The organism is Streptomyces sp. NBC_01260, assembly GCF_036226405.1.
Lineage (GTDB): Bacteria > Actinomycetota > Actinomycetes > Streptomycetales > Streptomycetaceae > Streptomyces > Streptomyces laculatispora.
In genome coordinates, this window is sequence record NZ_CP108464.1 from 4,868,479 (window position 1) to 4,883,170 (window position 14,692).

At 64.8% G+C, this 14,692-nt stretch carries 9 protein-coding genes and 2 pseudogenes; 9 read left to right on the forward strand and 2 right to left on the reverse strand.

Annotated elements, in window-relative coordinates:
* Positions 1-56: 56 nt before the first annotated feature.
* From OG322_RS21645 to OG322_RS41610, 5 genes and pseudogenes are all read left to right on the forward strand, one after another.
* A complete protein-coding gene (locus tag OG322_RS21645; RefSeq protein WP_266411761.1) occupies positions 57-446 on the forward strand; it encodes a GntR family transcriptional regulator in 390 nt (129 codons plus the stop codon).
* Positions 443-1,345, forward strand: coding sequence for an ABC transporter ATP-binding protein (locus OG322_RS21650; RefSeq protein WP_266411762.1), 903 nt, complete (start codon positions 443-445; stop codon positions 1,343-1,345). The genes OG322_RS21645 and OG322_RS21650 overlap by 4 nt, the downstream gene beginning before the upstream one ends.
* The gene (locus tag OG322_RS21655) at positions 1,342-2,334 is read left to right on the forward strand and encodes an ABC transporter permease (RefSeq protein WP_266411763.1); all 993 of its coding nucleotides are present in this window, start codon (positions 1,342-1,344) and stop codon (positions 2,332-2,334) included. The genes OG322_RS21650 and OG322_RS21655 overlap by 4 nt, the downstream gene beginning before the upstream one ends.
* 1,172 nt (positions 2,335-3,506) lie before the next feature.
* A pseudogene (locus OG322_RS21665) lies at positions 3,507-4,257 on the forward strand (transposase family protein).
* A gap of 117 nt (positions 4,258-4,374) precedes the next feature.
* Positions 4,375-4,535 (forward strand): annotated as a pseudogene (locus OG322_RS41610) (ATP-binding protein); the annotation flags it as partial.
* A gap of 198 nt (positions 4,536-4,733) precedes the next feature.
* Here the strand turns inward: OG322_RS41610 and OG322_RS21670 are convergent.
* Positions 4,734-6,695, reverse strand: coding sequence for an ABC transporter ATP-binding protein (locus OG322_RS21670; RefSeq protein ID WP_266411765.1), 1,962 nt, complete (start codon positions 6,693-6,695; stop codon positions 4,734-4,736).
* Positions 6,696-6,783: 88 nt separating this feature from the next.
* Positions 6,784-7,587, reverse strand: coding sequence for an alpha/beta fold hydrolase (locus OG322_RS21675; protein ID WP_266411767.1), 804 nt, complete (start codon positions 7,585-7,587; stop codon positions 6,784-6,786).
* A gap of 638 nt (positions 7,588-8,225) precedes the next feature.
* On the opposite strand from OG322_RS21675, the gene OG322_RS21680 reads away from it, so the two are divergent.
* The 4 genes from OG322_RS21680 (at position 8,226) to dpgA (ending at position 14,676) form a co-directional block, all read left to right on the forward strand.
* On the forward strand, positions 8,226-9,809 hold the full coding sequence (locus tag OG322_RS21680; protein ID WP_266411768.1) for an MBL fold metallo-hydrolase: 1,584 nt from the start codon (positions 8,226-8,228) through the stop codon (positions 9,807-9,809).
* Between the two features lie 74 nt (positions 9,810-9,883).
* Complete coding sequence (hppD, locus tag OG322_RS21685) at positions 9,884-10,963, forward strand: 4-hydroxyphenylpyruvate dioxygenase (RefSeq protein WP_266411769.1); 1,080 nt, start codon at positions 9,884-9,886, stop codon at positions 10,961-10,963.
* Positions 10,960-13,413, forward strand: coding sequence for an aminotransferase class I/II-fold pyridoxal phosphate-dependent enzyme (locus OG322_RS21690; protein WP_266411770.1), 2,454 nt, complete (start codon positions 10,960-10,962; stop codon positions 13,411-13,413). The genes hppD and OG322_RS21690 overlap by 4 nt, the downstream gene beginning before the upstream one ends.
* Positions 13,414-13,524: 111 nt before the next feature.
* On the forward strand, positions 13,525-14,676 hold the full coding sequence (gene dpgA / locus OG322_RS21695; protein ID WP_266411771.1) for a 3,5-dihydroxyphenylacetyl-CoA synthase DpgA: 1,152 nt from the start codon (positions 13,525-13,527) through the stop codon (positions 14,674-14,676).
* Positions 14,677-14,692 lie beyond the last annotated feature (16 nt).

Sequence of the window (14,692 nt, forward strand, 5' to 3'; positions counted from 1 at the left end):
CCTTGGGGCTGGCAATCTATTGTGCTAGGGTCCTAGTACAAGGAGGTGGAGATGCCTTGATCGACTTTCATCTGGATGTCCAAACCGGCGTGTCGCCGTACGCTCAGCTGGTTCAGCAGGTCCGACAGGCCCTGCGGCTAGGTCTGTTGGACGTCGGGGACCAGTTGCCGACGGTCAAGGAAGTCGTGGCCAAGGTGGCGATCAACCCCAATACGGTCCTCAAGGCCTATCGAGAACTTGAGCATGAGGGCCTGGTGTCCCCCCGCCCGGGAGTGGGGACTTTCGTAACCCGCACTCTCACCGACGATTCACTTCCCGCTCATGAACCTCTTCGGCAGGAATTGCAGCAGTGGCTCGAGAAGGCACACCGTGCGGGGCTTGATACGGACAGTATCGAAGCCCTCTTTATGACCACATTCCGAACTTCCGTAAAGGTGAGGAAATGACGCTTGTCCTTGAGGCTGACGGCCTCGGTAAGAAGTACGGCCGCCATCAGGCGCTGGCCGACTGCAACCTCAAGATTCCAGTCGGCCGGGTCATCGGCCTCGTTGGTCCCAACGGAGCTGGCAAGTCCACGCTTCTCGGGCTGACGTGCGGGATGATCAAGCCAACCGACGGAACCATCAAGGTTCTTGGCAGTGAGCCGACGGATAGTTCGGAACAGCTGGCGCGTGTTGGTTTCGTGGCCCAGGACACTCCGGTCTACGCGAACCTGACCGTTGCTGAACACCTTCGACTGGGCGCGAAGTTGAACCCGCGCTGGGACCAGTCGTTGGCGGAGCGGCGAATCCAGCAGCTCAATCTCGGGCTCGACCAGAAGGCCGGGGGGCTTTCAGGTGGGCAGCGCGCGCAGCTCGCGCTCACCGTTGCCGCCGCCAAGCGGCCGGAGCTGCTCATCTTCGACGAGCCGGTCGCCGCATTGGATCCGCTGGCTCGCAGGGGGTTCCTGCAGAACCTGATGGAATTCGTGGCCGAACTCGAGGCCAGCGTCATGCTCTCCTCGCACCTGCTCGGCGACTTGGAGCGGGTCTGCGACTACCTCATCGTCATGGGATCGGGCCGCGTGCAGATGGCGGGGGAGGCCGATGACCTGGTGGCCAGCCACTACCGGCTCGTGGGAGCTCCCGGCGACTTTGATGACCTGCCCTCGACGATCGAGGTCATCCAGGCGGACAACACCGCTCGCCAGAGCACGCTGATCGTGCACTCACCAGGCCCGATTCCCTACTCGATCTCGGGAGCGACGCACCTCGATCTCGAGGACATCATCCTCGCTTACATGAGCCGCGCCGCGAACGCTTCCCTGACTGGAACGACGCCGAAGACTCTGGAGGCTCAGCGATGATCTGGCTCACCTGGCGCCAATTCCGTGTGCAGGCCCTGGCTGCCGCAGCCGCCGTGGCAGCCATCGCGATTTACTTTGTCATACTCGGCATGCAGCTTCGCAGCTCATACGACTCCGATATCGCCGGTTGCGGAGCGAAGGACAGCTGCGATACCGCCAAGAGCTTCTTTCTTGAGCAGTACGAGACTCAGCTTACCCTGGCCAGTATCGTGCTCGTCGTTGCCCCCGCCTTGATCGGGATCTTCTGGGGTGCGCCTCTGATCACCCGCGAGGTTGAGACAGGCACGCATCGCCTGGTCTGGAATCAGAGCGTGACCCGCGCGCGCTGGCTCACGGTCAAGCTCCTCTTCGTCGGCCTCGCCAGCACGGCGGTGATCGGTGTCCTGAGCATCTTGCTCACCTGGGCAGCCAGCCCGTACGACCAGGTAGAAGGCGCGAGGTTCGGCGCTCTGGCCTTTATTTCCAGGAACATCGCTCCGATCGGGTACGCGGTCTTCGCCTTCGTCCTTGCGACGGCCATCGGTCTCCTGACGCGCCGTACCATGCCGGCGATGGCCATCACTCTCGCCGTCCTCGCTGTCACCCAGGTCCTCGTTCCCTTCGTCGTCCGCCCGTACATGCAGTCCCCCGTCAAGACGACGATGGCGATGAGCAGCGATCCCACCAAGGCCCCGAGTCTCGTGCTCGCGAATGGGCAGATGAGTATCGCGGACTTCTCCATTCCTGGGGCCTGGGTGCTGGATTCCAGGGTCAAGCTGCTCAACTCGAGTGGCAAGCCGGTCACGGAGAAGATGATCAGTGACTGCCCCACGCGCACCTTCTCCGAGGAAGTGAAGTGCATGGCCGAGAAGGACCTGCACTTCAACGTGTCCTACCAGCCTGCTGATCGCTATTGGACATTCCAGTGGATCGAGCTCGTGGGCTATCTGGTACTCGCGGGTCTCCTCTCGCTCTTCTGTCTCCGGCGGATCCGTCAGCCCCTCCTCTGAGGCGGTACTGCGGATGTCTTCAACGAGGCGGTAGCCACGTCAGCGAGTAGCCCTCCGGTTAGTCGCTGATGTGGCTACTTGCCTTTGTAGCTGGTGAACGTGTCCCGGCGTGTGCGTATGCCTGCATTGTGTTCGCTTCCACGGGGGAGAGGTCTCTTATGGCCCCGATCGCCATCTTCGCTCGGTTCGTACTCTGTGGTGGCGGAGTGGGCGTCGCCACCAGTGCCGCAGTGCCCCTGCTCGCAGCGCAGTTGCCCTGGGCTGTCGCGAATGCCCTGGTGACCGTCGCCGGGACACTCCTCGGCACGGAATTACATGCGCGCTTCACTTTTGGATCGGACCACCGCTGTGGGATACGCAGACATCTGCAATCCGCCGGAACAGCGGTGGCGGCGTACGCGGCCACGACCGCCGCGGTGCTCGCGATCCAACCTCTTCCCGGCTCTCTGCGGGAGCAGGCGGTGTACCTGATGGCGTCAGCCTTGGCAGGTACCGGTCGCTTCGTGGTGCTACGACTCTTCGTCTTCGCCTCCGTTGGGAACCGGGAGCCGGCTTCCGTAGGCGTACGGACCGAGTTCGTTCCGGGCGATCTCAACGCGTCGGCGAACGCCCTGCGCTCATGTCACGCTCTGCCTCACGCCTCGCTTCACGGACCGCCGCGTCGTGTCGCGCCTTGTCGGCGGGCAGCGCGATGTCGTCCGCTCGGGCGAGACAGGACGGGGCCTCTAGCGGTGACGACTCCCTGCGGGCGTGGGAGACCCCGCGGGTGCGCGGCGGTGACCGGCTCTGCGCAGCGTCCTCTGCTTTTCGTGGGCAGGATCGATCGCGAGAAGGTCGGCCGACAGGCCGCACCGCCGTGTGATCTGATCTGGGCGACGACGCGGATCGCCGACGCCAACGAGTGCGTCGCGCTGCGGACCGGTCTGCCCGAGCCGGCAGTGATGATGTGGCCGGAACGACCCGAGTGGGACGCGCCGGACGGCCTGCACGGGAAGACGCGTGCTTGGGGCGACCGGGCCGCAGGGGCCCCGTCGCCTGGGTCGACGACGAAGTCACTGAGCATTTTCAGAGTGGCCACCGATGGGGTGACGGCGGCGGAGGCACAACGCACGAGGCACCCGTGCCGTTGAGGGGGGTGTTCTAAGTCTCAACTTATCAGCGCGGGTGCCTCGTTGGTTTCCTATCCTGCCGCACTCGATCTGCCTCATGCGCTGGTCGAGTGGGTCACCATGCTCATCGTCACCCGCGAGGGTGACCGCCGCTGCAAGCTCCCGCCGCACCAACGCGCGCTCGTCGGTCTGGTGTACCTGCGCAAGCACGACACTCTGGCCCAGATAGCGGCCGGCTTCGGCATCTCGGTCGGCACCGCCCACGCCTACGCCACCGCGGTGATCGGCCTCCTGGCTGGCCGTGCACCCGGCCTGCTGAAGGTCCTGCGTGAGCACGAACCGGAGTACTTACTGCTCGATGGGACGCTCGCCGAGTGCGACCGTGTGGGCGACGGCAGGGCCGACTACTCGCACAAGCACCGTCGCCACGGCGTGAAGGTGCAGGTCGTGACCGACCCGACCGGGCAGGTGCTGTGGATCTCTCTGGCCTTGCCAGGCCGGTGCCACGTCCTGACCGTGGCCCGCACTCACCGGATCATCCGGATCTGCGAACGCCAAGGCGTCCCTGTCCTGGCCGACCGCGCCTACCAGGGCGCCGGCCCCTGGGCCACCACCGGACGCAGACGGCCGGCCCGTCGGGCAGTTGCCCCCTACACAGCGGACGGTCAACCGGGCTCTGGCCAGGTCCCGCGCGCCCGTCGAACAAGGCATGGCACTGCTGAAGTCCTGGCGGATCTTCCGAAGATCCCGGATCAGCCCGAACCGCATGACGTCAGTCGCCAAGGCCGTCCTCACCCTGGAGAGGCAACGCTGAAAATGCTCACTGACGTCGACCGGGCGTGGGTTTGGGCATCACCACGGACCGGCCCTGCTCCACCGCGTGGACCCCGGCTGTGACCGGTCACGACTCTCCCACTTCAGCCCGTGTGAACTGGTCATCACCAGCAACCGGGCGCCCAGCGGTATCCGCTCTTCCCCGATCCCGTCGTCGCCGAGTTGCTACTGGACCGGCTGAGCAACACCAGCCACCAGGTCATCATGAACGGCTTGAGCTACCGCCCCAACAAACGTCCCAAGAATCGAACGAATTAACTTGAACCCAAGAAGAAGTAGCCGCAGCCACCTCCAGGGCTGAGGACTTGCGCGACCTCGGCCCTGGGGAAGCGCCTTCGTTCACACTCCGGCCAAGGCCCTACCGCAGGGGACCTCGCTGCTCTGAGCAAAGTGACTTCGTGGCCATGGATACGCACGGTGCTTCTCTCAAGCCATCGCAAGTGCCGCACCGTTCGCTCAATCCAATGTGGCTGTCTGCGCAATCGGTGCACCAGAAGGCAATTCCGGTGCCTGGTGGGCAAACTGGGTGTTGTAAAGGTCGGCGTAGAGACCGCCCATCGCCAGCAGTTCATCGTGCGTTCCACTTTCACGGATCCGTCCGGAGGCGACGACCAGGATGAGATCGGCCTCGCGGATGGTGGAAAGCCGGTGCGCGATCACCAGCGAGGTACGGCCGGCGAGCGCGGTCTTGAGCGCGTGTTGGATGGCCGCTTCCGACTCGGAGTCCAGGTGGGCGGTCGCCTCGTCGAGGACGACGATCGGCGGTGCCTTGAGCAGCAGCCGCGCCAAAGCAATCCGTTGCTTCTCTCCGCCCGAGAGACGATAGCCGCGGTCACCTACCATCGTGTCCAGGCCATCGGGGAGAGCTTGGACTGTGTCCCAGATCAGGGCTGCTTTGCAGGCCCGGATCAGGTCTTCCTCACCAGCATCCGGCCGGGCGTACGAGAGGTTGAAGCGGAGCGAGTCGTGGAACAGATGCGCGTCCTGTGTGACCACGCCGACGGTGTCGCGCAGAGACTGCAGCGTCAGGTCCCGAATGTCGTGGCCGCCAATGCGCACGGCCCCCGAAGTCGGGTCGTACAGACGCGGTACCAGGTGAGTGATCGTTGTCTTGCCGGCGCCTGAGGGGCCGACCAGCGCGGTGAGCTTCCCGGCCGGGGCACGGAAGGTCAGCTCCTCAAGGGTCAACACGCTACTCGCGTTCTCCGGCTTGCGCATCGCGACCGACTCCAGTGAGGCGAGGGAGACCTCGTCGGCGCCTGGATACCTGAAGGAAACTTCGTCGAACTCGATGTCCGGTGCGCTTGAACGCTCGCCACCGAGCTCATCGACTGGGGCCGGGTCTGTCAGCTCCTGGGCGTCCGGCCGCTCAGCGATGAGCGGCTTTAGGTCGAGCACTTCGAAGACCCGCTCAAAACTCACCAGGGCTATCAGCGCGGTGGTGTGCATGCTCGACAGCTGGTTGATGGGCCCGTACAGCCGGAGGAGGAGCGCAACCATCGCTACCAGCGTGCCGATTTCGACCGTGCCGTTGATCGTGAGGGCTCCGCCCAGGCCGTAGACGAGAGCCGTGGTGACGGAGGTGAGCACGGTGACGATGATGAACAGCAGACGGCCCCAGACGACCCCCTTGGCGGCGACGTCGCGAACCTGGCCCGCCTTGCCGGCGAACAGCTCTGACTCTTCTAGCGTACGGCCGTAGAGTTTGACGAGCATCGCCCCGGAGATGTTGAAGCGCTCGTTCATCATCGAGCTCATCTCCGCGTCCAACTGCATGGATCGTTTGGCGATCCCCTTCAGCTTGCGTGCGATCAGCCGCGCGGGAATCAGGAAGAGCGGGATCATCACCATGGCGGCGGCGGTGATCTGCCAGGACAGGTAGAACATCGCCCCAAGAGTGAGCACCAGGGTCAAGACGGTCGAGACCGCCTGCGACAGCAATGTGGTGACAGCCTGTCGGGCCCCGATCACGTCGGTGTTGAGTCTGCTGATCAGCGCGCCGGTCTGCGCTCGCGTGAAGAATGCCAGCGGCTGTGCCTGTACGTGCGTGAACACCTTGGTGCGCAGCTCGAAGACGAGCCCCTCACCCACCCGCCCCGAGCACCAGCTCTGGACGAAGATGGCCGCCGCGTCCACGAGGGCCAGACCGGTCAGCCCCAGACAGAGCCACACCACGACTGCGAGGTGCCCGGGCAGGATGCCGTCATCAATGATTTTCTTGAGGATCAATGGGCCCGCGGCCGCGATGCCCGCGCTGATGACGGTGGTCACCAGCAGCAGGGCGACCTGCCTGCGGAACGGCCGCGCATAGGGCAGGATCCGGCGCACAGTACTCGCCTTGACCCGAGCACCCTTGATGGCGTCTTCACCTCGCCGCACGCCTGCCGGGCCCAATTGTGGACCGCCAAGAAGGGTCACGGAAACCTGCCTCGCTCTCTTGCTTTCCTCTTGTGCGCGGTGAGATGTGGCCAGTTGAGGCTCGATGAGGGATGGGAGCGTCCCTCAGTCAGTACTTGTCGAGGAATTCGATGATGGCCGTATTGACCTCGTCTGGGCGCTCTAAGTATCCGAGGTGGCCGCAGTCGGCAATCTCTATGAGGTCGCAGTTCGGAATCGCATCAGCAACCTCGGTGACGAGATGCGGAGGACAGACGAGATCGTCGGTGAAAGCTATGGCGCGGCACGGGACGCTGATTTTCCGTAGGGCCGCACGATGGTCCTTGGAATGGTCGATGGCCGCAGCTTGACCTGCAGCGGGCTCTCCGCCATCGGACAGCTCGAAGATGTCCAGCCACGTGGAGACAGAGCTGTCGTCGTTGAGAGTTGCGGGGGAGAGCATTTCGATCGCTTTCTTGGCGGCCGCGTATTTAGGCGGCAACTGGATGCCGCTGCCCCTCAGCGCGCGGTCCGCCGCCGACTGCGCGCGCCGAATGGCATCAGAGCGTGCTCTGCTCGCCAAGAGAACTGCAGAGCGGACGAGTTGCGGCCAGCCGCGTGCCAACTCCTGGGCGATCATGGATCCCAGCGACGTCCCGACGATGTGGCACGGGCCGAGATCCAGGGCCTCGATCAGCCCGCGGGTGTCGGCGACCATGTCGTCGAGCGAGTAGTCACCGTCGGGAGCGTCCGAGGGGGCAATGCCGCGGTTGTCAAAGGTGACCGTCTCGTATCCGGCCCGGTTGAGCGCGGGTGTCTGGTGCATGGTCCAGACTCGGCCGGCAGCCGACGAGCCCATGATCAACATGACGGGCTCTCCATGCCCTGAGCGCTGGTAGGAGAGCCGGATGCCGTTGGTGTTCACGAAGGGCATGGGCGACCAGTTCTCGTGGTGGGCAAGGCACTCTCCTCGTCGTAGGGCGGGGAGTCTCGGGTGGTCTGCGCTCGCGGTGTCCGCTGACGCCATGGCAGGCGCCAACTGAATCTGCCCGCGCGTGGCGCGCGTCCGAACTCTCGCTCACACGGCTCGTTCTGGCACCCGGACTCAGCATGCAGCACGTCACCTTGGCACTGCTCCGCCGTGTGGATCAATCCCGATCAGGTGCGGTCACTCCTACACCCTCGCATTCGTTCAACTGCGTCCTGAAGCAGGGATGGCAGGACTTGACGGCATGGGGGACGGAGCCTGGGAGAAGCTCGACGAGAGCAATGCTGTTTAACTGACGTGACAGCGCAGTTGAACAGGCGCACTGAGTTGTCCGGGGTGACACCGGCGGCCACGCGTTCAACCGGTGTTGGGGCTGTTGAGCATTGTTCGTTCGAGTGCGCCCGAGTCATCCTGTTGGAGGGCAACACCCCATCGGTGCCGTGAACTTCAGGCCATTTTTCCCTGATGGTGTCGATTCAAGTTCCCAATGAACTGTGGCCCGAATAGTGAGCCACGGGGAATCGGCCTGCCCGCGTTCCGGGTAAGCCGATGCTTTTGTCTTTCTCCTGGAGGTAGGGGTACAGATGACTGACCAGCCGCTGTTCCTGCGGTCGAAGGTTATTGCCGAGCCGCTGGTGGACAGGTTCTTCGCCTGGCCATACACGATGGCGCCGGTGCAAGCGGCAATGAACCTCGCATTCCTTCAAGTGCCGCTCCTCGAGTCATATCTGCAGTCTCCGCAGGTGCATATCGCTGCGAGCAACAACCCGGAGCTGCGCGGCGGCTACTTCATCAATATCCCGGAGGAGCGCGCCGACGAGGTACGCGACCTGCTCGCCGCGATCAAGCGGGACAGGGCGGGCATCCTGCAGTTCGCCGAGGCGATCGCCGCCGGCCAGGAGCTGCTGCGAGCCAACGCGACCGGGTTCGACCTGACCCCCCTGTATCCGAAGCTCCCGCCGGAGCTGGGAGGCCTGGTCGAGCTGGCCTACGACACCGACAACCAGGCGCAGATGCGCTTCATGGAGCCGATCGTCTACACCAGCGACTACTACCAGGAGTCGCGTCAGTCGGTCCAGCTGTCGTTCGAGACGGGGATCGAGCGCCCGTTCGTCCTGAGTACGCCTCGGCTGCCTTCGCCGGACGTGCTGGAGCTGGACCTCCCGTTCCGGCACGCCGGACTAGAGGAGCTGTTCAAGTCCCGTGTGCACCCCACCACTCTGGGGCATTTGCGTGACGAGCTTGGTCTGAACGACGCCCAGGCGGGACAGCTGTCCGGGATGCTGAGCCCTGAGCCCAGTCTCGCGGAGGACCGGCACATCGAGGGCGGCGGGCGCATCCGCTACTTCGGGCACGCCTGTCTGGTTCTGCAGACACCGCAGGCCGCCATCGTGACCGACCCGTTCATCAGCGCCGACAGCTCTGCCGGTGACCGCTACACCCTCGATGACCTGCCTGACTTCATCGACCTGGTGGTGATCACCCACGGGCACCAGGACCACATCGTCCTAGAGACCCTGCTGCAGCTGCGCGGCCGCATTGGAGCGATCGTGGTGCCGCGTTCCTCGCGGGGTAATCTCGCCGACCCGTCGATGGCGCTGATGCTCAAGCACCAGGGCTTCCCGGTGATCGAGGTCGACGACTTCGACGAGGTGGAGTTCCCCGGTGGCAAGATCACCGCGACACCGTTCCTGGGTGAGCACTGCGACCTGGACATTCGCGCCAAGTCGACGTACTGGGCCGAACTCGCCGGCAAGAAGATCTTCATCGGAGCCGACTCCTCCGGCATCGACCCGCAGCTCTACCGCTACATCAAGCAGCACCTAGGCACCGCGGACATGGCCTTCCTCGGCATGGAGTGCGACGGCGCGCCGCTGACCTGGCTCTACCAGGCTCTGCTGACCATTCCGATCACGAAGAAGATGAGCAACTCCCGCAAGCTCTCGGGGTCAAATGCCGAGCAGGCCGCCGCGATCATGACTGAGCTGGGCGCCAACGAGGCGTATGTGTACGCCATGGGTGAGGAGCCCTGGCTCGGCCACGTCATGGCCACGACGTACACCGAGGACACGTACCAGATCAAGCAGATCGATGAGTTCATGACTTGGTGCAAGGACCGCGGCATCAAGGCCGGCCACCTCTACGGCCAGCAGGAATGGCGCTGGTAGCCACTCCCCGTTGTCATCGAGAGGCGGGACATCCAAAACGCAGCGCGCGTCAAGCGGACGTCCCGCCTCGGGCGGTGTCTGACAAGAACCGACCATCTTCCTTAGCCCTGGCCCTTCAGGAGGAACCCCCAATGGCTGTGCGGGACATAGCGCACGTCGAGATGTACACGCGGGACAAAGTGTCGACTGTCGAGTATTTCGTCTCAGCCATGGGCTTCACCCGGGTCGCGGACTCAGTGGAGGTCGACCGGAGTTCCGCACTCCTTCGGCAGGGTGAACTGCAGCTGGTGGTCACCTCGGGCCGGGGAGTCTGGAAGTTCCTTGACGAGCACGGGGACGGGATCGCTGACATCGCATTCACCTGCGACGACGTGACGGTGACCCACGATTCGGCGGTGGCGGCCGGTGCCAAGTCGATGGGGGCGCCGTACGGAAGCCCTGTCGTGTCGGGATTCGGCGCTGTCTCCCATACGCTCGTCCCCCTGTTGGAGAGCCCGGCCACCACGTTGCCCGCCGGTCGCCGGTGGGTCGCCGCGCAGGAGTCGCAGCCACGGTCGGCAGGATCCGTCCGGCTGCTCGATCATGTCGCGATCTGCCTCGAAGGGGGCAGTTTGGAGGACTACGCCGACTTCTACCGGGACGCCTTCGGGTTCTCACGCTATTCCTCCGAGTACGTGGCCGTCGGCGGACAGGCGATGGACTCGCTCGTCGTGCGCAGCGAGTCCGAGCGCGTCATCTTCACTTTGGTGGCACCTGACCCGACGAAAGAGGCCGGTCAGCTCGACGCCTTCCTGCAGCGGAACGCCGGCCCGGGCGTGCAGCACCTGGCCTTCCTGGTGGACGACATCATCCCCGCGGTGCGCGATTTCCGGGACCGTGGCGTGGAGTTCCTCAGCACCCCTGACAGCTACTACGACATGCTCTCCGACCGACTGGCTGGGATGGGCGAGGAGATCGCGGGACTCCGGGAGGCGCAGGTGCTGGCCGACAGCGATGAATGGGGCCACCTCCTGCAGCTGTTCACCCGCTCGCCCTATGAGAGGAACACACTCTTCTTCGAGCTCATCCAGCGTCAGGGTTCCCGCGGATTCGGAAGCGCCAACATACGTGCCCTGTACGAAGCGGTGGAGCGCGACCGTCTGACTGCCTCGTGAACGGCTCAGGGGCCAGCAGTGCCGCGTCGAGCGCGCTCACCTTGGCGGACTATGCCGCCCAGGCAAGCGAGAGAATGTCCCCCGGCGTCTGGGACTTCATCGACGGCGGTGCCGGGCAGGAGCGCACGCTCGCAGCCAACGTGGAGGCCTTCAACCGGGTACGTCTGAACACGCGTGTACTCAGCGGCGTCGCCTACCCCGACACTGGAACACGGATCCTCGGCCGCGCCTGGGCGGCACCGCTTGCCATCGCCCCTGTGGCCTACCACACGCTGGCCGACCCGGAGGGCGAGGTTGCCACGGCGCGGGCCGCAGGAGAGACCGGCGTGCCCCTCGTTGTGAGCACCTTCGCGGGGCGCACGTTTGAGGACATCGCATCGGCCGCGTCTTGTCCGTTGTGGCTGCAGGTGTACTGCTTCCGCGACCGCGACACGACACGTCAGCTGATCGAGCGTGCCGAGCGAGCCGGCTTCGAGGCTCTGGTCCTCACGGTGGACGCCCCGCATCTCGGCAGACGACTGCGCGACCTGCGTAATGACTTCCGGCTGCCGCCGGGAATCGAACCCGCGAACCTCACTGGTACCGGTTTCGATTCGCCCAGTGGACACGCGCGGTCCGAGTTCGACGCCACCCTCGACTGGTCGGTGATCGAGTGGCTGCGTTCCTTCAGCTCACTCCCTGTGCTGGTCAAGGGGATTCTGACGGCCTCCGATGCTCAGCAGGCGATCGCGTCCGGCGCCCAAGGCATCGTGGTGTCGAACCACGGAGGTCGGCAGCTGGACGGTGCTCCGGCGACACTCGACGTACTGCCGGAGATCGCGGAGGAGGTAGCGGGAGCCTGCCCGGTGCTTCTCGACGGAGGCATACGGCACGGCGCGGACGTACTTGCGGGGCTGGCGCTTGGTGCCGACGCGGTTCTGCTGGGGCGGCCCGTGCTGCACGGCCTGGCGGTAGGTCAGGAAGAGGGCGTCCGACGTGTTCTGAGCATCCTCACGGAGGAGCTCAGGGAGGCGATGACGCTCACGGGTACGAGCGCGGTAACGGCAGTGCGGCCGGACCTGGTGCGGTCTGCTGCGGCCGTTGCCCGGCCGAACGTTCCAGCACGGGTGGGGACTGCACTCGGGCGGTTGCCGTCGAACGGCTCGAGCCTGCTCAAAGAGGATCTGCACGGTAGCCTCGGTGACCCGGTCCTCGACACCATGAACTTCCTTAACGAGATCACGCACCGCTACCCCGACGCGGTTTCGTTCGCTCCCGGCCGTCCCTACGACGGCTTCTTTGAGACCGAGCAGATCTTCGAGTACCTCCGTCGCTACATGGAACACCTGGTGGCGGGTGGAGCCTCGCCGGACCAGGTTCGCTCCGCACTCTTCCAGTACGGTCCGACCAGCGGTCAGATCCGCGATGTGCTCGCTGACTGGCTTCGCAAGGACGAGGACATCGACGTTCCCCCCGAGTCGATCGTGGTCACCGTCGGCTGCCAGGAGGCGATGCTCCTCGCGGTGCGGGCGCTGATCTCAGGTCCGGAGGACGTCCTTCTGGTCTCCAGCCCTTGCTACGTCGGGATCACGGGTGCGGCCCGCCTCCTCGATGCCGAGTTGACCGCTGTGGCGGAGCACATCGACGGCTTCCGGTGCGCCGATCTCGAAGCGGCGATCCGCGCGGAGCGGGCTCAGGGACGCCGCCCTCGTGCGTTCTATGTCATCCCGGACCACGCGAATCCCTCGGGCACCACCATCCCTCTGAAGACCCGTCATGAGCTCCTCGAACTGGCGGCCCGCGAGGACATCCTCCTGCTGGAGGACAGCCCCTACAGGCTGGTGAGCGAGGGTAACCAGCTGCCCAGCCTCAAGTCCCTGGACCGTGACCGACGGGTTGTTCACCTCGGCTCGCTCTCCAAGACGCTCTTCCCCGGCGCGCGTGTCGGCTTCGTCGTCGCGGATCAGACGGTCGTCGACAGCACGGGCGGCACAGGACTCCTGGCCGAGGAACTCACCAAGATCAAGAGCATGGTCACGGTGAACACATCGCCAGTGGCTCAGGCCATGGTGGCCGGCATGCTCCTCGCTGCCGACGGACGGGCTTCGGAATTCAACTCCAAGACGGCTCAGTACTACGGCGACGCGATGCGGGTGACGCTCCAGCAGCTCGAGGAGACGTTCCCGAAGGACGAGAGAGAAGCGCTCGGCATCCGATGGAACGAGCCCAGTGGGGGCTTCTTTCTTGCCGTGAGCGTCCCGTTCCGCGCCGACAACGCCGCGTTGGAGCGTTCAGCGGAGGAATTCGGGGTGATCTGGACACCCATGTCGTACTTCTACCCGCAAGGGGGTGGCGAGCACGGCCTTCGCCTCTCCGTGAGCTATCTGAGCCATGCGGAGATCGCCGACGGTATCGGACGCCTGGCTCGCTTCATCAAGGCGCAGTCGGCTGCCCCGCGGCCTACCACCTGAGCTCGCCCCGCTCCTCCAACACCTCGGCCAACCTCCCGGAAGGGTGATCGACATGCTGTCAGCAGTACCTCTTATCCGCAGCAAGGTCCGTATGTGGGGGTGGACATTCCGATGACCAGCAGCGCGGGTGTTCAGGACCTCCTCCTCGCTGAAGTCCTGGCACCCGAGGGAAAGAACAACACAGGCGCCGCCAGAATTGTCGGCGTCGGCACGGCGAATACGGAGAATTCCTATTCGCAGCTTGAGCTACTCGAGCTCTTCAAGATCACGGATCCGAAGGTCCGCTCGGTCTTCCTCAACAGCGCGATCGACCGACGGTACTTGACCGTCCCGCCACAGGACGCCGATGGCAACTGCCTCCCGGAGGTCCAAGGCGAACTGCTCGCCAAGCACAAGAAGCTCGCCCTGGACATGGGTGCTCAGGCCGTACGGGCCTGCCTGGAGGCCTCCGGCATCGAGCTGACCGACATCGACTACCTGTGCTGCGTGACCACCACCGGTTTTCTCGCCCCCGGCCTGAGCGCCCTCCTCATGCGCGAGATGGGCATCCTCCCTAAGACCAGCCGGGTCGATGTAGTGGGTATGGGCTGCAACGCAGGTCTCAACGCCCTCAATGCGACGGCCGGCTGGGCTGTGGCCAACCCCGGCAAGGTCGCTGTCATGCTGTGCGCGGAGGCATGCTCGGCCGCCTATATCATCGATTCGACGATGCGTGCCGCGGTGGTGAACAGCCTGTTCGGCGACGGTGCGGCCGCGATCGCTCTGGTGGCCGACACTCCTGACGCCGCGCACGGGCCTTCCGATCCCGCATCGGGTTCCGGCAGCCCCCGCCTCCTCGGGTTTGCAAGCCACCTCATCACCGACGCGATCGACGCGATGCGCTTCGACTGGGACGACGCGCAGGGGAAGTTCAGCTTCTATCTCGATCCCAACGTCCCGTACGTGGTCGGTGCCCATGCGGAGCGGGTCGTCGACCGTCTACTGACGGGGGCCGGACTGCGGCGCAGCGACATCAGTCAGTGGCTGGTGCACTCGGGCGGGAAGAAGGTCATCGACGCGGTCCGGGTGAACCTCGGCCTCACGCGCCATGACGTCCGGCACACGACCGGCGTACTCCGCGACTACGGAAATCTGTCGAGCGGCTCGTTCCTCTTCTCTTACGAGCGGCTGCTCAAGGAGAAGGTCACCAAGGCCGGCGACTACGGCGTCCTGATGACTATGGGCCCTGGCTCGACCATCGAGACCGCGTTGGTGCAATGGTGATGGAGAATCAGATGAG